Genomic DNA, 21375 nt, shown 5'->3' on the forward strand with positions numbered 1-21375 from the left:
CAGGGTCACTCACTTCCGGTCCCCTCGTCCGCCTCATCACTTGCGTTGTCCATGGACTCTACGTGCCCCTCCGAGCCGTCCGGCGAGTCCGTAGCGGTGTCCGGCTCATCCATGGACTCTACGTTCCTCGCGATTGCGACCACACTGTCACCCTCCGCGAGGTTCATGAGACGCACCCCCATGGTCTGCCGGCTGGACTGCTTGATCTCGGCCGCGCTCGTCCGGATGACGCCGCCATTGGACGTCATCGCGAAGACCTCGTCGTCGAGGCCGACCATCAGCGCCCCTACCAGCCTGCCGCGAGTTTGCACGATCTTAGCGGTGAGGACTCCCTTACCCCCACGTCCCTGCAACGGATATTGGTCCACCGGAGTTCGCTTGGCATAGCCGCCCTCGGTGGCCACCAGGACATCCTGCGCCCCGGCCTGGATCACGAGCATGTTGAGGACCTCCTGGTCCTCCTCGAACCGCATGCCGATCACACCGCTGGTGGCGCGGCCCATCGGGCGCAGCGAGTCGTCGTCCGCGCGGAAGCGGATCGCCTGGGCACCGGTGGAGACCATGAGCAGGTCGTCCTCCGGGCAGACCAGCCGGGCGGCGATGACCTCGTCGTCCTCGGCCAGGTTGATGGCGATGATGCCGCCGCTGCGGGGCGAGTCGAAGTCGGTGAGCGACGTCTTCTTGACCTTGCCCTGCTTGGTGGCCAGGACGAGGTAGGGCGCGACGTCGTAGTCGCGCAGGTCCATGACCTGGGCGATGTGCTCGTCCGGCTGGAACGCCAGCAGGTTGGCGACGTGCTGGCCGCGCGAGTCGCGGTTGGCCTCGGGCAGCTCGTACGCCTTGGCGCGGTAGACCCGGCCCTTGTTGGTGAAGAACAGGATCCAGTGGTGCGTCGTGGTGACGAAGAACTGGTCGACGATGTCGTCCTGCTTGAGCTGCGCACCCCGGACGCCCTTGCCGCCGCGCCGCTGCGCCCGGTAGAGGTCGGTCTTGGTGCGCTTGGCGTAGCCGCCGCGGGTGATCGTGACGACGACGTCCTCTTCGGCGATGAGGTCCTCGTACGAGACGTCCCCGTCGAACGGGATGATCTCGGTGCGCCGCTCGTCGCCGAACTTCTCGACGATCGGGGCGAGCTCGTCGGCGATGATCTGCCGCTGCCGCTCCGGCGAGGAGAGGATGTCGTTGTAGTCGGCGATCTCCGACATGAGCTTGTCGTACTCGTCGATGATCGCCTGGCGTTCCAGGGCGGCGAGCTTGCGCAGCTGCATGTCGAGGATGGCCTGCGCCTGGATCTCGTCGATCTCCAGCATGCTCATCAGGCCGCTCTGCGCCTGGGACGCCGACGGCGAACGCCGGATGAGGGCGATGACCTCGTCGATCCGGTCGAGGGCCTTAAGCAGCGCGCGCAGGATGTGGGCGCGTTCCTCGGCCTTGCGCAGCAGGAACCTGGTCCGGCGGACGACGACGTCGACCTGGTGCGCCACCCAGTAGCGGACGAACTGGTCGATGCGCAGCGTACGCGGCACACCGTCGACCAGCGCGAGCATGTTCGCGCCGAAGGTCTCCTGAAGCTGGGTGTGCTTGTAGAGGTTGTTGAGGACGATCTTGGCGACCGCGTCGCGCTTGAGCACGATGACGAGGCGCTGGCCGGTGCGGCCGGACGTCTCGTCCCGGACGTCGGCGATCCCGTCGATCTTGCCGTCCTTGACCAGGTCGGCGATCTTGAGCGCGAGGTTGTCCGGGTTGACCTGGTAGGGCAACTCGGTGACGACCAGGCAGGTGCGGTTCTGGATCTCCTCGACCTCGACCACGGCGCGCATGGTGATCGAGCCGCGGCCGGTGCGGTAGGCCTCCTCGATGCCCTTGCGGCCGACGATCAGGCCGGCGGTCGGGAAGTCCGGGCCCTTGACGCGCGCGATCAGCGCCTCAAGGAGCTCCTCGTCGCTCGCGCCGTAGTTGTCGAGGAACCAGTTGACGCCCTCGGCCACCTCGCGCAGGTTGTGCGGCGGGATGTTGGTGGCCATGCCGACCGCGATGCCGGCCGAGCCGTTGACCAGCAGGTTGGGGTACCGCGACGGCATGACGTCGGGCTCTTGCGACCGGCCGTCGTAGTTGGGCGAGAAGTCGACGGTCTCCTTGTCGATGTCGCGCAGAAGCTCCATCGCCAGGGGCGCCATGCGGCACTCGGTGTAACGCATGGCCGCGGCCGGGTCGTTGCCGCGCGAACCGAAGTTGCCGTTGCCGTCGACCAGCGGGTAGCGCATCGCCCACGGCTGCGCCAGGCGTACGAGGGCGTCGTAGATCGGCGAGTCGCCGTGGGGGTGGTAGTTGCCCATGACGTCGCCGACGACGCGGGCGCACTTGAAGTAGCCGCGGTCAGGGCGGTAGCCGCCGTCGTACATCGCGTACATGACGCGGCGGTGCACCGGCTTGAGGCCGTCACGTACGTCGGGCAGGGCACGCGACACGATGACCGACATCGCGTAGTCGAGATAGCTCGCCTGCATGGAGCTCTGGATGTCGACCGGCTCGACGCGCCCGCCGCCCAGGCCCCCGCCATCGGTGGTCACTTCCGTCACCTGAAAGACCTCTTCTGAATAGTGGAACTACGACTGCTGCCTGCCGAAGGCCTCTGCTCCCGGACCGATACCACTCGCGACACATCCGCGAGGCCCGCCGGACGCGAACCGAGGCCCCCCGGACGCGAGCCGACGCCCGCCGGACGCGAACCGACGCCCGCCGGACGCGAACCGACGCCCGCCGGACGCGAGCCGACGCCACGGGCGCGGATGCCGAGTGGTCGGCAGCGATGGGCGGCCGGGCCGCGAAGGAGGCCTCGGCTCATCAGATGTCCAGGAAACGGACGTCCTTGGCGTTGCGCTGGATGAACTCGCGGCGCGGCTCGACCTCTTCGCCCATGAGGACGCTGAACAACTCGTCCGCCTGGGCCGCGTCGTCCAGCTGCACCTGGAGCAGGACCCGGTTGTCGGGGTCCATCGTGGTGTCCCACAGCTCGTTGGCGTTCATCTCGCCCAGTCCCTTGAAGCGCTGGATCTGGTCGCGGGGCCGGGGGTCGCGTTTGCCGGCGGCGATACCGGCCTCGATCAGCGCGTCCCGTTCCCGGTCGGAGTAGGCGTAGTCGGCCTCCCCGCCGCGCGCGTCCCACTTGATCTTGTAGAGCGGCGGCTGGGACAGGTAGACGTGACCGGCCTCGATCAGCGGCTTCATGAACCGGAACAGCAGCGTCAGCAGCAGCGTGTTGATGTGGTGGCCGTCGATGTCGGCGTCCGACATCAGGATGATCTTGTGATACCGCAGCTTGGCGATGTCGAACTCATCATGCACGCCCGTGCCGAGCGCGGTGATGATCGCCTGCACCTCGTTGTTCTTGAGGATCTTGTCGATCCTCGCCTTCTCGACGTTCAGGATCTTGCCCCGGATCGGCAGGATCGCCTGGAAGTGCGGGTTACGGCCGCCCTTGGCCGAGCCGCCCGCCGAGTCGCCCTCGACGATGTAGAGCTCTGACTCGGACGGGTCGGTCGACTGGCAGTCCGACAGTTTGCCGGGCAGCGACGTCGACTCCAGCAGGCTCTTGCGCCGCGTCAGGTCACGCGCCGCACGCGCGGCGATGCGGGCCCGCGCGGCCTGCGAGGCCTTGTTGATGATCTCCTTGGCCTCGCCGGGGTTCTGGTCGAACCAGTCGCGCAGGTGCTCGTTGACCGCCTTCTGCACGAACGACTTGGCCTCGGTGTTGCCGAGCTTGGTCTTGGTCTGGCCCTCGAACTGCGGGTCGGCCAGCTTGATCGAGATGATCGAGGTGAGGCCCTCGCGGACGTCCTCGCCGGCGAGGTTGTCCTCCTTCTCACGAAGCAGGCCCCGCTCGCGCGCGTACTTGTTGACGATCGTGGTCAGCGCCGCCCGGAAGCCCTCCTCGTGCGTTCCGCCCTCCGCCGTGTTGATCGTGTTGGCGAACGTGTGCACGGACTCTGCGTACGAGGAGTTCCACTGCATGGCGATCTCGATCGACATGCCTTCGGTGTCGTCGCCGAAGTAGATCACCGACTGGTGGGCCGGATCCTTCTTGCTGTTGATGTAGCAGACGAAGTCCTCGATGCCGCCCTCGTAGTGGTAGCGGACCTCGCGCGGCTCACCGTTGATGTGGTCCGGCCGCTCGTCCTTCAACGTGATCGCCAGACCGCGGTTGAGGAACGCCATCTCCTGCATGCGGCGGGAGAGGGTCTCGAAACTGAAGTCGAGGGTCTCGAAGATGTCGCCGTCCGGCCAGAACGTGATCTGGGTACCGGTCTCGTCGGTGGGCTCACCCTTGGCCAGCGGGGCTTCGGGGCCCGTCCAGGTGTACGACTGGCGCCAGTAGTGGCCGTCGGTCTTGATCTCGGCCTCAAGCCTCTTGGAGAGCGCGTTCACCACCGCGGAGCCGACACCGTGCAGGCCGCCGGAGACCGCGTACGCCTTGCCGTCGAACTTGCCTCCCGCGTGCAGCGTGGTGAGGACCAGCTCGACGGCGGGGCGCTTTTCCACAGGGTGTTCGCCCACGGGGATGCCCCGGCCGTTGTCACGCACCCGCACGCCGCCGTCGGCCAGCAGCGTCACATGGATGTCATCGGCGTAACCGGCGAGCGCCTCGTCGACGGAGTTGTCCACGATCTCGTACACGAGATGGTGGAGGCCTCGCTCCCCGGTCGACCCGATGTACATGCCCGGGCGCTTGCGAACCGCCTCGAGACCTTCAAGGACAGTGATCGAACTAGCGTCGTACGCCAAAGGAGATCCTCCTGCCGGGGAAGCGCACCGCCACCCGCGTCCCTCGAAAAGCACGCGGTGTGCCCCGTAACACACGTAAGGGCGCCCTATGCTCCGGTCTGTCGATCGGAGACTCCGGACGACCCAAGGCGGCGCAGCATCCTGAACCCGATTTCATTCTACCGGGTCATGGACCGAAAAGTGGCACTCACGGGCGCTGTATGCGCGTGTGGCGGGCGAGCGGGCAAGGAGATACATCCCCCCATTGCCCCTGGGGGCTCTACGGGCCTACGGGGCACTCGAAGCGGAACCGCTCTTGATCGCCCCGAACGGATGTTCGTCCCTCGCACCCCTCCACCGGAGAACCACGCCATCACCCCCGGTCCCACCCCGATCCACCCCACAACCCCCACCCAAGATCACTATCTCAACACACGACCAGCACCGCCCCAAAGACGAGCCGCCACGCGCAACGTCAGCTAAATCCCACCCCGCGATTGCTCATCCACAGCGCAAACCCCACCCGAACCCGAGCCCCAGCCGCGGGGGAGAGCGGCCGGCTTGGCGGGTGGGGGAGGCGGAGGGTGGTTAGCGGACTCGCCAGGCGCCGGGGCGGCGGGGGCCGGAGGAGGGGCCCACGACCTTGACTCGGCGGACGGTGTTGTGGCCGAGCTCCTCGTTCAGGCGCTTGACCAGGGTGGAGGAGAGCAGGCGGAGCTGGGTCGCCCAGGTGGTGGAGTCCGCGGCGACGGTGAGTTCGCCGTCCTCGAACTTCTCGGGGCGGGTGTGCTCGGCCAGTTCGGGGCCCACGATTCCGGGCCAGTTGCCGAAGACTCCGCCGACGGCCGCGCGTTGTTCCCAGCCTCGGGAGGCCATCAGCTCACGGATGGCCGCGCCGAAAAGCTTCGGATCGCCGCCTCGGCCGGGTTGCGGCCCGCGCGGGCCGCGCGGGCCCTTGCGCTTGCCCTGGCCCGGCACCGAGCCCCGCTTGGCGGCGTCGGCGCGTGCCTGCGCGAGCGCCTCGCGGGCCAACTCGATCCCGGACTTGGCCGGTGTGTCACCGGGATTCTGCGAGTCGGGAGAGTTGTGCACATCCTGTGGATCAGTCACGGGTCACCTGCCCGTCGGAGACGGAGTACGAGGCGCCGGTCAGCTCGGCGGGGACGTCGGCCGGAACCGCCGCGGTGATGAGGACCTGTTCGGCGGGGGCGACCATCTCGGCCAGCCGGCTGCGGCGTCCTGCGTCCAGCTCGGCGAAGACGTCGTCGAGGATGAGCACAGGGTCGTCGCCATCGTCCCGGAGCAGGTCGAACGCGGCGAGGCGCAGCCCAAGGGCGAACGACCACGACTCTCCGTGGCTGGCGTAGCCACGGGCGGGCAGGTCGCCTAGGCGTAGGACGAGCTCGTCGCGGTGTGGCCCGACCAAGCTCACGCCTCGTTCAAGCTCTTGTTTGCGAGCCTCGGCCACACCAACCAATAGGGCGTCGGCAAGTTGTGCACGGTCTGTGGACAACTCCGCGTCCCCCAGCGAGCTCTTGTAGGACAGGTCGGCCGCGCCACTGCTGGGGGCTAGCGCCGCGTACGCCTTGGCCACCAGGGGACGAAGCGCCGCCACAAGCTCCAGGCGTGCCGCCAGAAGCTCCGAACCCGTACGCGCGAGATGCGAATCCCACACGTCGAGGGTGGCGATGACCTCAGGGCCGGGGGAACGACGGTGCGCGGCCGCAGATTTCAACAGGGCGTTGCGCTGTTTCAGGACACGTTCATAGTCCGAACGTACGGCCGCGAAGCGCGGGGCGCGGGTGGTCAGCAGCTCGTCCATGAACCGGCGGCGTTCACCCGGGTCGCCCTTAACGAGCGCGAGGTCCTCGGGGGCGAAGAGCACGGTCCGGACCATCCCCAGGATCTCGCGCGGCCTGGGGACAGGGGAGCGGTTGAGCCGCGCCCGGTTGGCCCTGCCCGGGTTGATCTCCAGCTCGATCAAAGCCTTGCGGTCGTCCTTGACGACGCCGACGCGCACGATCGCCCGCGGCGCACCCTGCCTGACCAGCGGCGCGTCGGTGGCCGCGCGGTGGCTGCCGTGGGTCGCGGCGTAGCCGATCGCCTCGACGAGATTGGTCTTGCCATGTCCGTTCGGGCCCACGAACGCGGTGACTCCCGGCTCGAACGCGACCTCGGCGGTGGCGTACGAACGGAAGTCCTGGAGCGAAAGGTGGGCGACGTACACGGGACATGAGCGTAGAGCCTCCCGCTGGTCGCCCGGACCCCTCGACTCGACAGAGCTAGGCCGCGACTAGTCAGCGCTAAGACACGGCTGTTCTTCGACGCGGCTGGTCAGAGGTTGGGTGGGTCTACGTCGGCGCCGGGGGAGTCGGCGCCCTTGGCCGATTCCACGGCGTGTCCACCGAACTGGTTGCGCAGCGCCGCGACGATCTTCATCGCGGGCGAGTCGTCCTGGCGGGAGGCGAAGCGGGCGAAGAGCGAGGCGGTGATCGCGGGCAGCGGGACCGCGTGGTCCACAGCCGCCTGGACGGTCCAGCGTCCCTCGCCGGAGTCGTTCGCGTATCCACGGATCTCGTCGAGCTGTGGATCGTCGGCCAGCGCGCGGTTCATGAGGTCCAGCAGCCAGGAGCGGATGACCGTGCCCTCCTGCCAGCTGCGGAACGTCTCCGGCACGTTGGTCACGATGTCGCTGGCCTCGATCAGCTCGTAGCCCTCGCCGAAGGCCTGCATCATCGCGTACTCGATGCCGTTGTGGACCATCTTGACGAAGTGGCCGGCGCCGATCGTCCCGGCGTGCACGAAGCCGAACTCGCCCTCGGGCTTCAGCGTCTCGAAGATCGGCATGAGGCGCTTCACGTTCGCGTCGTCGCCGCCGACCATGAGGGCGTAGCCGTTCTGCAGGCCCCAGACACCGCCGCTGACGCCGCAGTCGATGAAGCCGATGTCCTTGACCGCGAGCTCTTCGCCGTGCTTCTGGTCGTCCACATAGTGTGAATTACCGCCGTCGATGACGATGTCGCCGGGCTGGAGCAGCTTCCCCAACTGGTCGACGGTGTCCTGCGTCGGCTTACCCGCGGGCACCATCACCCAGACCGCCCTTGGCGGAGACAGCCGTTCGATCAGCTGATCCAGCGAACTGACGTCGCTGATATCAGGGTTGCGGTCGTATCCCACGACCGTGTGGCCACCTCGGCGCAGACGTTCGGCCATGTTGCCGCCCATCTTGCCGAGGCCGATCATCCCCAGCTCCATGCTCACTCCACTCCCCTGTGCGTAACTCTGCCTAGTCATGCCCGAAGGCCCCGAAGGCTTTGCCGCCTGACTGCCGCGTACCCGCAGAGACAGTCCCCAGACCTATCGACCTGCGTCTCGTCCACAGCCTGCGGATCTCGCGTGCCCCGCGTCCGGCCGCCTCCGTGCCCCCGTCCTCCGCGTTCCGCAGTCCCTGTGGATGTACGGGCCTTCCGCTGACAAGCATGTGCACCACCCCACACGCACGTCGTCCGGCCGGACGACGGTCACCGGCTAACGCGTCCCGCAGAGTCGGTGCGTGCACGGATCGGCGGCCCGTGGACTTTTCCACAGGCTGTCGATCTGTACGGCGGTCCGGCTCAGCCCCGCCGGTCCGCAGGCTCTCAGTCCATGATCCTCGTTGCCGTCACGCGGAGGACGCCGGGGCCGCCCTTACCCGGACAGGCGCACCGGCATGATCAGGTAGCGGTAGTTGGGGTTGACGCCCTCCTCCGGCGGCTTGCCGGTGAGCACGGCGGGCTTGGTCGGCGTCGTGAACGAGAGCCGCGCGATGTCGGACCCGATGTTCGACAGCCCGTCCAGCAGGAAGCCCGGGTTGAAGGCGATGTCGATGTCGTCGCCCTCCAGCGTCGCCTCCAGGGCCTCGACGGCCTGGGCCTCGTCGCCAGTCCCGGCCTCCAGGACGACCTCTCCCTGGCTGAACGAGAGCCGCACAGGGGTGTTGCGCTCGGCGACCAGGGAGACGCGCTTGACGGCCTCGATGAACGGGCCGGTCTGGATCTCCGCGAGCCCCGCGTACTCGCTCGGCAGGAGCGAGCGGTACTTGACGAAGTCGCCGTCCAGCAGGCGCGAGGTCGTACGGCGGCCGCCGCCCTCGAAGCCGATCATGCCCTCGCCGGTGCCGCCCGTCCCGGCGAGCGCGATCGAGACCTCCGCGCCCGCGGTGAGCGACTTGGCGGTGTCGGCGAGCGTCTTGGCGGGCACCAGGGCGACCGCGGAGAAGTCCGGGCGTTCGGGCTTCCAGTGCAGCTCGCGTACGGCCAGCCGGTAGCGGTCGGTGGCGGCGAGGGTCACGGTCTCGCCTTCGATCTCCACACGTACACCGGTGAGCATGGGGATCGTGTCGTCGCGACCGGCGGCGACCGCGACCTGGTTGACGGCGGCGGCGAACTCGTCGCTGCCCACCGACCCGGCGGCCGGAGGCATCTCCGGCAGGGTCGGGTAGTCCTCCACAGGCATGGTGAGGAGTGTGAACTTCGCGCTGCCACAGCGGAGCATCACCTTCGCCCCGTCCGTGGTCACCTCCACAGGGTGGGGAGGAAGGCTGCGCGAGATCTCGGCGAGGAGGCGGCCGGAGACGAGCGCCGTGCCCGCGTCCTCCACGTCGATGTCGGTGGACACCTGCGCCGAGACCTCGTAGTCGAAGGCGGACAGCTTGAGCCGGTCGCCCTCGGCGACGAGGTGCATGCCGGCCAGCACGGGCACGGGCGGCCGGACCGGAAGCGTTCGTGCCGTCCAGGCCACGGCTTCGGCCAGCGCGTCTCTGTCGATGCGGAACTTCAAGGGGACCCGCCTCCTGCAGGTTTCGGACCAAGGGTGAGGTGGAAGAGCTCAGGTGACGCACCCGGGGCGCTTGATCCCCAGGCCCTAGTTTGAGTTGAGCTTTTTCTTGAATAGATAAGAGAGGTAGTACTCGTCATAGGGGCCGTGGAAAGTGTGGACATCCTGCGTTCTCCCAGGTGAGAGCCCGTATTTCTGTCCACCGCGGCTGTGTATCGAAGGTGGACGGCCGAGCGCCGCCTGAGGACGGCCAAATCATCCCCACACGCCGTCCTCAAGTCATCCCCCGGTTTTCCACGGGTTCTCCGCAGGTCGGCACGGCTTCCTGAGGCCGGTCCGGGTCGGATGCCGCGGGCGGCGAGGCTGTCCCCAGGGCGTCCCCAGGCCATCCCCAAGTCGTCCACGAATTCATCCCCATAGCGTGCGGTGGCTGTCCCCAACCGGTCCCCAGTCCATCCACGAATTGTCCTCAGGTTCTCCGCAGGTTGTCCCCCGGCTTTTCCACCGGGATCCCCAGAGTTTTCCCCAACCTGTGGGAGTCGTTGTGCCGAACGAAGTCTTCGTCGTGCCGTCCGAAGTCTCTCGCACGCGACCCGGTACGTCCCCCGCGAGCCTCGCCGGCGGAGCCGCGGACGAGGCACGTCAGCGCTTGCGAGCCTGATGCTTGATCCGTCCGGTCAGCTCTGTGACCTGGTTGTAGATGGCGCGACGCTCGGCCATCAGGGAACGGATCTTGCGTTCGGCGTGCATCACCGTGGTGTGGTCGCGGCCGCCGAACTGCTGCCCGATCTTGGGCAGCGACAGCTCGGTCAGCTCCCGGCAGAGGTACATCGCGATCTGCCGGGCGGTCACCAGCATGCGCGAGCGCGACGGTCCACAGAGGTCCTCGATCGTCGTCCCGAAGTACTCCACAGTCTGAGCCATGATCATCGCTGCGGTGATCTCCGGCCCGGAGTCGTTGGGGATGAGATCCTTGAGCACGATCTCGGCCAGCTTCATGTCCACCGACTGGCGGTTGAGGCTGGCGAACGCGGTCACCCGGATCAGCGCGCCCTCGAGCTCGCGGATGTTGGTCGCGATCTGCGAGGCGATGAACTCCAGCACGTCCGGCGGCGCCGCGAGCCCCTCCTGCCGCGCCTTCTTCTGCAGGATCGCGATCCGGGTCTCGAGCTCGGGCGGCTGGACGTCGGTCGTCAGGCCCCACTCGAACCTGTTGCGCAGCCGATCCTCCAATGTCACCAGTTCTTTGGGTGGCCGATCACTGGAGATCACGATCTGCTTGCTCGCGTTGTGGAGGGTGTTGAACGTGTGGAAGAACTCCTCCTGCGTCTGTTCCTTGCCTTCGAGGAACTGGATGTCGTCGACGAGGAGGATGTCCACATCCCGGTAGCGCCGGCGAAAGCCGTCGGCCTTGCCGTCGCGGATCGAGTTGATGAAGTCGTTGGTGAACTCCTCGGAGCTCACGTATCTGACGCGTGCTCCGTTGAAGAGGCTCTGCGCGTAGTGGCCGATGGCGTGCAGCAGGTGCGTCTTGCCGAGGCCAGAGTCTCCATAGATGAACAGCGGGTTGTACGCCTTGGCCGGCTGTTCGGCGACGGCGACGGCGGCCGCGTGCGCGAACCGGTTCGACGAGCCGATGACGAACGTCTCGAACGTGTACTTCGGATTCAGCCGCGCGTGCTCGGCCCCGCCGCCGTTCGCAGAAGCCCCTTGTGCGCCGGGGCCGTTCGTGCCAGGCATACCGCCCTGGCCGGGTAGAGACGACTCCTCATCTCGCAGGGGCTCTTCTGTGCGGTACGAGTCGTCCGGCTGGAACGTGTCGTTCGCATAAGGGTCCTCGGGCTCGCGGCTACGGTGCCGGGGGCCGAGGCGAGCTTCGCTGGCGTGCTGTGGTTCGCCTCGCCCAGAAGACTCGGACGGTCGGCCTGGCCGAGGCGCGCCTAGCGTGCGGTCGTTCAGATGGGACGGAGAGTGCCTGCCGCCTTGCATCGGCCCCGGCTGGCCGTACGAATCAGAGCCGTTGCCCATTCCGGGTCCGCCACGCCGCCCCGGTTCGCCGAGGCCGCCGCGTGACTCTGAGCCGCCGGAGCCTCCGGGCCCCTCGGAGCCGCCGGCCCTACCGCGCCCGGGAAAACCGCCATGCTCTTGGCCACGTCCGTCGAACGGGGCGGGACCTCGGTGGCCCGGTCCAGCGCCATACGCCGGTGGACGCGGGGTAGTGGGGTAACCGCCGGAGTGTTCGGAATCACGCTGCTGCCACCCACGGTCCTCGTCCTGCGGTGGATAACCTCCGCTTCCCGTGGACGAGTTGTGGACAACTCCCGGTGAGGACGAGCCGTATCCCTGGTCTCCGTAGGGCCGTTCACCGAACTGCTCGGGATAACCCTGGTCCCCGTAGGACGTCTGCTCACCGTACGAAGGCTGGCCACCGTAAGAACGGTCGTCGTAGGGACGTTCGCCATAAGAAGCGGACTCGGAGCCGCGCGGATCGCCCTCGACAGGCTCGGGATGAACGGTGACGGCGACGCGGATCTCGCGGCCGAGCTCATGGGACAGCGCCTGCGTGATCAGGTTGCGAAGGCGCGTTTCCAGTGCGTCCTTGGCGAACTCGTTCGGCGCCGCCAGCAGCGCGGTGCCCTCCACAAGGGCCAGCGGGCGGACCAACGGAAGCCAGGCGCGGTAGCTCGGCGGGAGCTCGCCTTCGGTGAGCGCGTTGAGGGTGCGGGTCCAGACCGACGCGAGATCCTGACCGTCCATGCGCAAGGTCCCTCCCAAACTCCCCGTCAACCGAGGCACCCCGGTTGCCCTGCACCACCACGGGCGCGGCCAGTCTCAACGAGCTCAGCCCCACCGCGGAAGACTTACTCTCTCACGAGTTGTCCACAGAGTTGTCCACACGCTGTGTATGAGCATCGGATGCCTGTGTAAAAGCCCACAGCGGATGGTCAGGTAGGTGATCTGAAGGGGACTCGAGATGGCTCACCGCGAGTCCCAGGAGGGGAAGAGAGCCGGTTGAAAGGACACCAGGAGTCCATCGGCTCGCCGGGAGACCTTAGCGTTGCCCGCAGCCCGCCCGCAACACACTCAGACAACACCTCACCCCGCCAGACGCCTCAGGCCCTACAGCCACTCACACCCCCAATGATCACCAACAACAGCGCCCCACCCGCGTCCAGCGGACCAAGCGACGGGTCCAGCAAGGAGCCGGGCGATAGCACCCAGTAGCGCCGAGCCATGGGGCTCTGCCAACCGACTTGAGGACGGCGCTCGACGCACTGCCTCAGAACGAGCTGCTCGGAGAGCGGGGGCGATCGGCGTCGTGAGCCGGCGGAAGAAAGTCGTACAGCTTCGGAGCGTTGACCTTGGCAGTGGCGGGCTCGGAAAGCCTTCCTGCGCGTTGCGCCGCGATGCTGACCTTGGAGAGGTCGAAGGATGCGGGTCCCATACCCAGGGGTGGCTCGGGGAGTGGGGCGGGGTGAGCGGTGGGGAGTCGGGTGGTGTGGCTCGGGGGAGGGGCTCGGGCGGGTATCCTGGGCACCTCCGAGTCGGTGCTCTCCGTTTGACCTAATGGGCAGGTTGCCCGTAACGTTTCGAGGTCGAGTCGCATCGACGGAGATGACGCGTGCCCGCTGTCTTGCCTCCCAAGGGAAAGCCGGATGGGCCCCCGCTGCGAGGGACCAGACGCGGCCCTCGATGCGAATTTTCGCGCCTGAAGAACCAAACCGACCGCAGCACTGGAGCCTCGAGTGAGCAAGCGTACTTTCCAGCCGAACAACCGTCGTCGCCACAAGAAGCACGGCTTCCGGCTGCGCATGCGCACGCGCGCTGGGCGCGCCGTCATTTCCGCGCGGCGCGGCAAGGGCCGCTCCAAAGTCGCGGTCTGACCCTCCCTTCGCATGCTGCCGTCCGGACACCGGATGCGGCGGCGGGACGAGTTCACGTTGGCCGTCCGGCGCGGTCGCCGCGCCGGACGCCCAACTGTCGTCGTTCACCTGCTTCGCCGGGATGACGCCACCGAAGAAGATCCGCTGGTCGGCTTCATCGTGGCCCGTAACGTGGGAAACGCGGTCGTACGAAACTCCGTACGGCGGCGGCTTCGCCACCTCGTACGCGTGCACCTCGATCGACTTCCGCGGGGTAGCCTGCTCGTAGTGCGCGCCAATCCCGCCGCGGGTACGGCACGTCACGACGAACTGGCCGCGGATCTCGAGTCGGCGCTTGACCGGCTGCTGCGGCCCGCGTCCAAGGGGCGAAAATGACGAGCCAGCCCGAGGGGTACGTCCCCTCGTCGTACGAGGTCACGAGGCCGAGCCTCGCGGCACGTGCGTTGATGCTCCTCGTCCGCGCCTACCGCCGCTTCTTGAGCCCTCTGCTCGGACAGCAGTGCCGCTTCCAGCCCAGCTGCAGCGCGTACGGCCTGGAGGCCCTCCAGGTGCACGGCGCACTGCGCGGCACCTGGCTGACGGTCCGCCGGATCGGCCGGTGCCAGCCCTTCCACCGAGGCGGGTACGACCCCGTACCGCCCCGCCGAGGGGACGCACCTTCGAAGACCTCCGGCCGCGAGGAGAGCGGCCCCGCCCTAGCAGAGCCCAAGGAGCTGCCCGGTGCTTGACTGGCTATACAAGATCGTTGCTCAGCTCATCGTGTGGATTCACACGGGTCTGAGCTCCATTGGCATTGACAAGGACAGCGGGTGGGCCTGGGGCGGCACCATCCTCCTGCTGACGGTTTTCCTGCGCCTGCTGCTCTTCCCGCTGTTCGTGAAGCAGATCCACGCGTCGAAGAAGATGCAGGAGCTGAACCCCAAGATTCAGCAGCTGCGGAAGAAGTACAAGAACGACAAGCAGCGCCTCAATCAAGAGGTCATGAAGCTCTACCAGGAGAACGGCGCCAACCCGCTGTCGGGCTGCCTGCCGATCCTGGTGCAGATGCCGGTCTTCATCGGTCTCTTCCAGGTGCTCAAGAAGATCTCGGACGCCGATGCAGGGCAGGGCGTCTTCGCGATGACCCCGGAGCTGGTCAAGAGCGCGCAGGAGGCGCCGATCTTCGGCGCGAAGATTCCGGACACGTTCCTGAATGCGTGGGACGCCGGCGCGGTCGCCGCGATCGTGGTCACCGGCATCGCGGTCATCATCAGCTCTTGCACGACCTTCTTCACCGTTCGGTCCAGCATGCAGCGACAGAAGCTGCAGGGCACGATGGACGACAACAACCCGATGATGCAGGCGCAGAAGATGATGGTCTTCCTCGCGCCGCTGTTCGGCCTCTTCGGCATCGGGTTCCCGCTCGGTGTGCTCATGTACTGGGTGACGTCCAACAGCTGGACGCTCGCGCAGCAGCACTACATCTACAAGAAGTACTACCCGCACGACGAGAACGGCAACGGCACCGGCGACGGCAAGGCGGCCACGGGCAAGAACGCCAAGACGTCCACAGGGCTCAAGACCAAGCTCAAGAAGGAGCCGGAGCCGGCACCCGAGCCGGAGCCGAAGCCCAAGGTCGTGCGCAACCAGCCGACTCGCAAGCCTCGCAGCAAGCGCAGCGGCAGCCAGAAGCGCTAGTTTGAACCCCGGTCCTTGTCGAAGAAGGAGATCCCGTTGAGCCAGACCGACACCACCGAGGTCGACGTCCAGGCGCTCGAGCAGGAAGGCGAGATCGCCGCCGACTACATCGAGGGTCTGCTGGACATCGGCGACTACGACGGCGACATCGACATGGACGTCGAAGGCGAGCGGGCGATGGTCGCGGTCGTGGGCGGGGCGCTGGACGAGCTGGTCGGCAAGCGCGGCGAAGTCCTGGAGGCCCTGCAGGAGCTGACCCGCCTGGCCGTGCACCGCCAGACCGGTAACCGGACCCGCCTCATGCTCGACATCGGCGGCTACCGCGAGCGTCGCCGCGCCGAGCTGACCAAGCTGGGCCAGGACGTGTCGAACGAGGTGAAGCAGAGCGGCCAGCCCAAGCCGCTCGCCCCGATGACCCCGTTCGAGCGCAAGATCGTCCACGACGCCGTGGCCGCCGCGGGCCTCAGCAGCGAGTCCGAGGGCGAAGAGCCCGAGCGCTACGTGGTGGTCCTCCCCGCCTGACCTCCACGCACGAGCGAGCACGGCGCCGCCCCCGCAACGACGGGGCCGGCGCCGTTTTGCGTCCCGTCTCACCCGTGACGTGCCGACGAGATTGGCAAAGACGTTCGAAGACGTTCCGGAGTCCGTTTGGAGACGCTCCGAAGTCACTGCGGAGCCGATCCGGAGCCGATCCGGAGATGCTGCGAAAGCGCTGCGGATGCTCCGGAGATGCTGCGGAGGCGCTGGGGAGGCTGCGGAGGCGATCCGGAGGTGCTGCGGATGCTGCGGAGGCGCTGCCGAGGCGGTGCGGAGATGCTGCAGAGGCGTCGCGGAGGCGTTGGGGGTGCCGCGGAGGTGCTGCGGATACTCGGGAGAGGCTGCGGAAGCGCTGCGGAGGGTTGCGTCCACGGAGGTGGTGTACGAGTTCTCGCAGGTCAAGGGTGCGGCGTCGTGAAATAGAGACGGCCACCGCGTGATCCTTCGAATCGACCAAGAACCGAAGGAGAACGAACGCGATGGCCGTGAACGCTGCGGAGGCGCTGTCGAGGCGCTGTCGAGGTGCTGCGGATGCTGCGGAGGTGCTGCGGAGGCGGTGCGGAGATGCTGCGGAGACGTCCGGGAGACGGTCGTCTGATGGACTTCCGGCGGTCCACGGAGGATCAGCAGACCTACGGGAGGAACGCTATACGCACGATGATCGGTGCGATCGCGGTATCGGGTATCGCCCTGGGGACCGTCGTCGGGGTCGCCGCACCCGCCGGTGCTGAGGCAGAGGCGAGCGCCAAGGGCTGGAGCTGCCGGAACACCTCGGTCTCCACGACGCACGAATCTGCTGGCAAAGCCTTGGCGGTCGGTTCTACAAGGCGAGCGTGTCGGGGACGGTCAAGGACACCAAGGGGGACGGGAAGCGAGCGGCCCTCTTCGTCCACACGTGGAACAAGAACGGCAAGAGCTGGACCCCTCGCGTCGCGCTTGCCACGAAGTTCGGCCAGGTGAAGAGAGGATCCTGGTCGAACTCGAAGGTCAAGTACAAGGTCACGGTCTACGTCTGCCGGGTGGACCGCTTCAACACGACCTACAACTGCAGCAAGGACGGCTGAGCCGCGCCTCGGCAGCCACAACACCAGACGGCGGTGGACCCGCGCAGGCGCGGGCTGCCGCCGTTCGTCAATCAGAAGCGGTATGCGGCAGCGTTCGTGGGCAACACACGGTCACCAAGCTCACACGGTCTGCGCAGTTCGAAGCACATGCCATCGGGCATCGCCGCGTTCGTTCGTCCGACCAGCTTGCGTGCTGAAGCGTCGGCCCTGCGGTGCGGTCGCCGTCATCCCCAGGAGGCGGTGGCTCTGGGGATTGTGGACGCGTTGGACAAGCGACGTCCTGCCCGAACAGAGGGCAGAGAACGAACGTTGGCGGAGCGTCTTTGGCCAGGGAACGCCGCGTGGCCAGGGGTTTTCCGAGTGGGGGAGTCACGGTGAGAGCCGAGACTCACCTGTAGGCCATGACTCCCTGTGACGACTCTCGGGCTGTGGATAACGCCTGTGGATAGTTGGGATCTGGTCAGCTGCAGCGCGCCTACTTCATGTGCTTGCTTGTGTACGCGGAGGGAGACCCGGTGGGAAGGGGTCGGCGCCCGGCGAACTGGCGACGTTGCGGCGAGTCGTCGGCGACCAGTTGGCCGGACGCCTTCCGTTCTTGGGTTGAGCCCTGCCCTGCGGAAGTAGGTCAGGAGGGACGTTCGTGAGGAGCGTGGCGCAGGGGCGGGGTGGTGGCGTGGGGACGATTCTGTGCCGCGGGGTCCTGGGCGATCGCGGGATCCTGTGCGCGTGCCGGGTCCTGTGAGGTGTGGCCGTGCGGCGGATCCGCGGCATGACCAGGCCGTTCAATGACACGTTCGATGTGCTCGACCGGGCCGTTGGGGGTCTGCTCGACGGTGCGTTCCTCGTGAATGACCGTCTCGGGCTCGGCCGGCTCCACGTAGCCGGGATCGGCGCCGGTCATGAGACCGGCCTGGCGGCGTGGCCGCGTGTACAGAAGGGTGAAGGCCATGCTGATGGCCCCCGCCAGGATGAGGATCCAGCCCACGAGCTGGATGTCTATGCCGGAGAGCTCGACGCGGAGGGCGAACGCGAGAATCGCGCCGAAGCTGATGAAGGCGAGACTGACTCCCACTCCCATGATTCGGAATTCCTTCCGTTTTCGGACGGGCTGCTGCCTCGGATCTACCCGGCCAGGGGCGAATATGCCTGTGCCGGTGTCCGGTAAGCCCCATGTGGCCGTCCGAACAGTCTTCGTACTGCTCGTTTCATGTGTGCGCCCTCGGGACTTTTTGTGGAACGATTCGTACGGTGGGGATCGCGAGTGAGGTTTTCGGCGACGCGCTGCCGGTGGCGGAGCGCTATGCGCAGTTTCTCGCCGATGCCGGAGTCGAGCGGGGCCTCATCGGCCCCCGCGAGGTCGATCGGCTCTGGGAACGGCATCTGATCAACTGCGCCGTCGTGGCGGAGGCGATCCCGGAGGGCGCCGAGGTGGTCGATATCGGCTCCGGTGCCGGACTGCCCGGGCTGGTGCTGGCGATCGTACGACCGGATCTTTCGATCACCCTGCTGGAGCCCCTGCTCCGCAGGACGACCTTCCTGAACGAGGTCGTCGAGATGCTGGAGCTTGAAAACGTCCAGGTACGCCGAGGCCGGGCCGAGGAGGTCGTGCGGGACTTCTCCGTCGACGTCGCGACCGCCCGAGCGGTGGCTCCGCTGGAACGTCTCGCCAAATGGGCGCTGCCACTTCTCCGGCCCGGGGGTGAGCTCCTGGCGATGAAGGGTGAACGTGCGGCCGCTGAGTTGGAGGAGGCTCGACCCGTTCTGAAGCGGTTCGGGGTACGTACGACTGAACTACTCCAAGTCGGTCGCGGTAGGGTCGAGCCGCCGACAACGCTTGTCCGTGTGGTCGCCGAACGCGAGCCCCGCCGGCAGTCCGGCCGGGGTCGGTTGGTTGGGAAGGGCGACGCTAGAGGGTCGAGGAAGAGGTCTTCATGAGCACGGGACCGGGACTGGGCTGGCCTGACCGCGCCAACGAATCCCCCGATGACGAAACGTCCGGCCTGGGCTGGCCCGGCCAGGACGAGCCGGCCGAGGCCGAGAAATCGTCGTCCGAAGGCGTCACGGAGACGCCGCCCACCGAGCCGGATGACGACAAGAAACCCGGGGGCGGCACGCCTTCCGGGCATGCAATGTGGGGCAACACAACGTCCGGGACCGCGGAGACCGTCGGATACGTACCGACCAACGGAGGCACGCAGCAGCCGCCGGGACCGCGCAAGGGACCATCTCAGGGGGAGTCGCAGCTCGTGCGCGAGGCGCTCAAGGACGCCAATGTTTCACAAGAAACATCTATCGCCGTGATCAAAGCCATGTCAGGTCGCAGGCAGAAGGAGTGGCCCAGGCCCGCCGACTGCCGTGTGATCACCATTGCCAACCAGAAGGGCGGGGTGGGCAAGACCACGAGTTCGGTCAACCTGGCCGCCTCGCTGGCGATGCATGGCGCCCAGGTGTTGGTCGTCGACCTGGACCCGCAGGGGAACGCCTCCACGGCGCTCGGCGTGGAGCACCACGCCGAGATCCCGTCGATCTATGACGTCCTCATCGAGGACATGCCGCTGGCCGACATCGTCGTCCCGGCCGCCGACATTCCGAATCTCTTCTGCGCTCCGGCCACCCTGAACCTCGCCGGTGCCGAGATCGAGCTGGTCTCGAAGGTCGCCCGGGAGTCCCGGCTGCGGCGCGCGCTCGACTCGTACGACACGGACAAGTTCGACTATGTCCTCATCGACTGCCCGCCGTCCCTGGGGCTGCTGACGGTCAACGCCCTCGTCGGCGGGGATGAGCTGCTCATCCCGATCCAGTGCGAGTACTACGCGCTGGAGGGCCTGGGCCAGCTGATCCGCACGGTCGACCTGGTGAAGTCGCACCTCAATCCCGACCTGAACGTCTCCACGATCCTGCTGACGATGTACGACGCCCGTACGCGACTCGCGGCGCAGGTGGCCGACGACGTGCGCGATCACTTCGGCGACGTCGTGCTCAACACCGTGATCCCGCGAAGCGTCCGCGTCTCCGAGGCGCCGAGCTACGGACAGTCCGTCATGACATACGATCCGGGATCGAGCGGTGCGCTCGCCTACAGCGAAGCCGCATCCGAGATCGCCCACCGCGGAGCAGCGCAGTGAGCGTCCACATCAACGGGGAGGCGGCGTGAGCCAGCAGCGACGAGGTCTGGGCAAGGGGCTTGGTGCCCTCATTCCCACATCTCCGCCTCCGGGCACCCCGGGAACGGCGGGGGAGCCCGGCCTTCCCGGCGGGCCGAACGGCTCAGACGGCGCCGCGACCCCGACCATGCAGCCGGTCGCGGGAGCACATTTCGCCGAGCTCCCGCTCGACGCCATCCGGCCCAACCCCCGCCAGCCCCGGGAGAACTTCGACGAGCAGGCGCTGGAGGAGCTGTCCGAGTCGATCGGGATCGTCGGTCTCCTGCAGCCGATCGTCGTCCGCAGGATCGAGTCGGCCGAGCACGAGTACGAGCTGGTCATGGGGGAGCGCCGCTGGCGCGCGTCCCAGCTCGCCGGGCTCGACGTCATCCCCGCCATCGTCCGCGACACGGGCGACGACGACATGCTCCGGGACGCGCTCCTGGAGAACCTGCACCGCCAGCAGCTCAACCCCCTCGAAGAGGCCGCCGCCTACCAGCAGCTGCTGGAGGACTTCGGCGCCACCCATGAGCAGCTGGCCACCCGTATCGGACGTTCCCGCCCGCACATCACCAACACACTGCGGCTGCTCAACCTGCCGCCCGCGGTCCAGCGCCGCGTCGCCGCCGGCGTCCTCTCCGCAGGCCACGCCCGCGCGCTCCTCTCCTTGGAGAGCGTCGAGGCCCAGGAGAACCTGGCCGCCCGCATCGTCGCCGAGGGCCTCTCCGTCCGCGCGGTCGAAGAGATCATCGCCATGCGCGAGGTCGAGGATGGCCCCCAGACGCCGCGCCAGAAGCGAAAGAAGCCCGTCGCCCCGGCCCTCAAGCAGTTGGCCGACCGGCTCTCCGACCGCTACGAGACCAAGGTCCGCGTAGACCTCGGCCGCAACAAGGGCAAGATCGTGGTCGAGTTCGCCTCCCTGGAGGACCTCGACCGCATCATCAAAACGATGGCTCCCGACGAAGACGGAGTCAGCGACACCTGATCGCCCCGACGCCCCGAGAGCCCCGCTCCCGGGGCGTCGCACTCTCCGCTCCACCGAGCCCTGAAACAACTCCTAGACAAGCAGTAGAACGCTGACGGCATGCGACAAGCTCCAACCGCACCCGATCGCCCCAGAACCCTGGCAGCCTGACGGACGCCAAGCCCCAGAGGACACGCGGAGGGACGCTCCCGTCGCGTCACCCCAGCCCCTTCACGGCAATGGCCAGCTCAACGTACGAGGCAAACCCGAACCGGCGCCTCCGACGAACTCAACCACCAGGCAGCCTGTGAGGCGCGTCCACCCGTGTTTCACATGAAACACAACCCTGCGATTCATACTCCCTGGCAAGCGGCTGGGGCGAAGCACGCATCCGCGCGCACGTGGCCAGAGCCATCCGCGGCCTGCCCACGGCGAGCCATGGAGCACGTCGACCGCACCGAGAGATGGCTCCTAGGTAATTGGCTGATACTTCCACACGGATCTCAGGCCGCCCGGCTCGCAGTCCCATC

At 67.4% G+C, this 21375-nt stretch carries 17 protein-coding genes; 9 read left to right on the forward strand and 8 right to left on the reverse strand.

Annotation, left to right across the window (positions count from 1 at the left end; genetic code table 11):
* Nucleotides 1-5 precede the first annotated feature (5 nt).
* The 7 genes from gyrA to dnaA form a co-directional block, all read right to left on the reverse strand.
* Entirely contained in the window at nucleotides 6-2507 is a 2502-nt protein-coding gene (gyrA, locus tag ABD333_RS30525; RefSeq protein WP_410556124.1) for a DNA gyrase subunit A, read from the reverse strand.
* A 337-nt stretch (nucleotides 2508-2844) separates the two neighbouring features.
* On the reverse strand, nucleotides 2845-4782 hold the full coding sequence (gene gyrB / locus ABD333_RS30530; protein WP_344545986.1) for a DNA topoisomerase (ATP-hydrolyzing) subunit B: 1938 nt from the start codon (nucleotides 4780-4782) through the stop codon (nucleotides 2845-2847).
* 567 nt (nucleotides 4783-5349) lie between these two features.
* Nucleotides 5350-5871, reverse strand: coding sequence for a DciA family protein (locus tag ABD333_RS30535; protein WP_344545987.1), 522 nt, complete (start codon nucleotides 5869-5871; stop codon nucleotides 5350-5352).
* Complete coding sequence (gene recF / locus ABD333_RS30540; RefSeq protein WP_344545988.1) at nucleotides 5864-6988, reverse strand: DNA replication/repair protein RecF; 1125 nt, start codon at nucleotides 6986-6988, stop codon at nucleotides 5864-5866. The genes ABD333_RS30535 and recF overlap by 8 nt, the downstream gene beginning before the upstream one ends.
* A 107-nt stretch (nucleotides 6989-7095) precedes the next feature.
* Nucleotides 7096-8016 carry a phosphogluconate dehydrogenase (NAD(+)-dependent, decarboxylating) gene (gene gnd, locus ABD333_RS30545; protein WP_344545989.1) on the reverse strand — a complete coding sequence of 307 codons (921 nt, stop codon included), beginning with the start codon at nucleotides 8014-8016 and terminating at the stop codon, nucleotides 7096-7098.
* Nucleotides 8017-8448: 432 nt separating this feature from the next.
* Entirely contained in the window at nucleotides 8449-9579 is a 1131-nt protein-coding gene (gene dnaN, locus ABD333_RS30550) for a DNA polymerase III subunit beta (protein ID WP_344545990.1), read from the reverse strand.
* Nucleotides 9580-10218: 639 nt separating this feature from the next.
* Entirely contained in the window at nucleotides 10219-12333 is a 2115-nt protein-coding gene (gene dnaA / locus ABD333_RS30555) for a chromosomal replication initiator protein DnaA (RefSeq protein ID WP_344545991.1), read from the reverse strand.
* A 989-nt stretch (nucleotides 12334-13322) separates the two neighbouring features.
* Here dnaA and rpmH point away from each other — a divergent pair.
* The 6 genes from rpmH to ABD333_RS30585 all read left to right on the forward strand — a co-directional run bounded on the left by rpmH (nucleotide 13323) and on the right by ABD333_RS30585 (nucleotide 16738).
* A complete protein-coding gene (gene rpmH, locus ABD333_RS30560; RefSeq protein ID WP_344545992.1) occupies nucleotides 13323-13460 on the forward strand; it encodes a 50S ribosomal protein L34 in 138 nt (45 codons plus the stop codon).
* Nucleotides 13461-13472: 12 nt separating this feature from the next.
* Nucleotides 13473-13835, forward strand: coding sequence for a ribonuclease P protein component (rnpA, locus tag ABD333_RS30565; RefSeq protein ID WP_344545993.1), 363 nt, complete (start codon nucleotides 13473-13475; stop codon nucleotides 13833-13835).
* A complete protein-coding gene (gene yidD, locus ABD333_RS30570) occupies nucleotides 13832-14188 on the forward strand; it encodes a membrane protein insertion efficiency factor YidD (RefSeq protein WP_344545994.1) in 357 nt (118 codons plus the stop codon). The genes rnpA and yidD overlap by 4 nt, the downstream gene beginning before the upstream one ends.
* Nucleotides 14181-15137, forward strand: a complete 957-nt coding sequence (gene yidC / locus ABD333_RS30575; RefSeq protein ID WP_344545995.1) for a membrane protein insertase YidC — start codon at nucleotides 14181-14183, stop codon at nucleotides 15135-15137. Before yidD ends, yidC begins: the two co-directional genes overlap by 8 nt.
* A 36-nt stretch (nucleotides 15138-15173) precedes the next feature.
* Nucleotides 15174-15659, forward strand: a complete 486-nt coding sequence (locus ABD333_RS30580; RefSeq protein WP_344545996.1) for a Jag family protein — start codon at nucleotides 15174-15176, stop codon at nucleotides 15657-15659.
* An 848-nt stretch (nucleotides 15660-16507) separates the two neighbouring features.
* The gene (locus ABD333_RS30585; protein ID WP_344545997.1) at nucleotides 16508-16738 is read left to right on the forward strand and encodes a hypothetical protein; all 231 of its coding nucleotides are present in this window, start codon (nucleotides 16508-16510) and stop codon (nucleotides 16736-16738) included.
* 625 nt (nucleotides 16739-17363) lie between these two features.
* Here the strand turns inward: ABD333_RS30585 and ABD333_RS30590 are convergent.
* Nucleotides 17364-17816, reverse strand: coding sequence for a DUF6458 family protein (locus ABD333_RS30590; RefSeq protein WP_344545998.1), 453 nt, complete (start codon nucleotides 17814-17816; stop codon nucleotides 17364-17366).
* A gap of 170 nt (nucleotides 17817-17986) precedes the next feature.
* On the opposite strand from ABD333_RS30590, the gene rsmG reads away from it, so the two are divergent.
* The 3 genes from rsmG (at nucleotide 17987) to ABD333_RS30605 (ending at nucleotide 20866) form a co-directional block, all read left to right on the forward strand.
* Nucleotides 17987-18673: a 16S rRNA (guanine(527)-N(7))-methyltransferase RsmG gene (rsmG, locus tag ABD333_RS30595; protein WP_344545999.1), complete on the forward strand. Its 687-nt coding sequence runs from the start codon at nucleotides 17987-17989 to the stop codon at nucleotides 18671-18673.
* A 374-nt stretch (nucleotides 18674-19047) separates the two neighbouring features.
* Complete coding sequence (locus tag ABD333_RS30600; RefSeq protein WP_344546243.1) at nucleotides 19048-19863, forward strand: ParA family protein; 816 nt, start codon at nucleotides 19048-19050, stop codon at nucleotides 19861-19863.
* A gap of 25 nt (nucleotides 19864-19888) precedes the next feature.
* Nucleotides 19889-20866 (forward strand): ParB/RepB/Spo0J family partition protein, encoded by a 978-nt coding sequence (locus ABD333_RS30605; RefSeq protein WP_344546000.1) that lies wholly within the window; start codon nucleotides 19889-19891, stop codon nucleotides 20864-20866.
* The last annotated feature ends 509 nt before the right edge of the window (nucleotides 20867-21375 follow it).

This window comes from Actinomadura fulvescens (genome assembly GCF_039533225.1).
In the GTDB taxonomy this organism is placed as follows: domain Bacteria; phylum Actinomycetota; class Actinomycetes; order Streptosporangiales; family Streptosporangiaceae; genus Spirillospora; species Spirillospora fulvescens.

Excerpts from the sequence above, each read along its gene's own strand:
- ABD333_RS30590 (WP_344545998.1), bottom strand. The coding sequence starts at position 17,816 with ATGGGAGTGGGAGTCAGTCTCGCCTTCATCAGCTTCGGCGCGATTCTC.
- dnaA (WP_344545991.1), bottom strand. The coding sequence starts at position 12,333 with ATGGACGGTCAGGATCTCGCGTCGGTCTGGACCCGCACCCTCAACGCG.
- yidD (WP_344545994.1), top strand. The coding sequence starts at position 13,832 with ATGACGAGCCAGCCCGAGGGGTACGTCCCCTCGTCGTACGAGGTCACG.
- gnd (WP_344545989.1), bottom strand. The coding sequence starts at position 8,016 with ATGGAGCTGGGGATGATCGGCCTCGGCAAGATGGGCGGCAACATGGCC.
- rnpA (WP_344545993.1), top strand. The coding sequence starts at position 13,473 with ATGCTGCCGTCCGGACACCGGATGCGGCGGCGGGACGAGTTCACGTTG.
- ABD333_RS30600 (WP_344546243.1), top strand. The coding sequence starts at position 19,048 with ATGTCAGGTCGCAGGCAGAAGGAGTGGCCCAGGCCCGCCGACTGCCGT.
- gyrA (WP_410556124.1), bottom strand. The coding sequence starts at position 2,507 with ATGCAGGCGAGCTATCTCGACTACGCGATGTCGGTCATCGTGTCGCGT.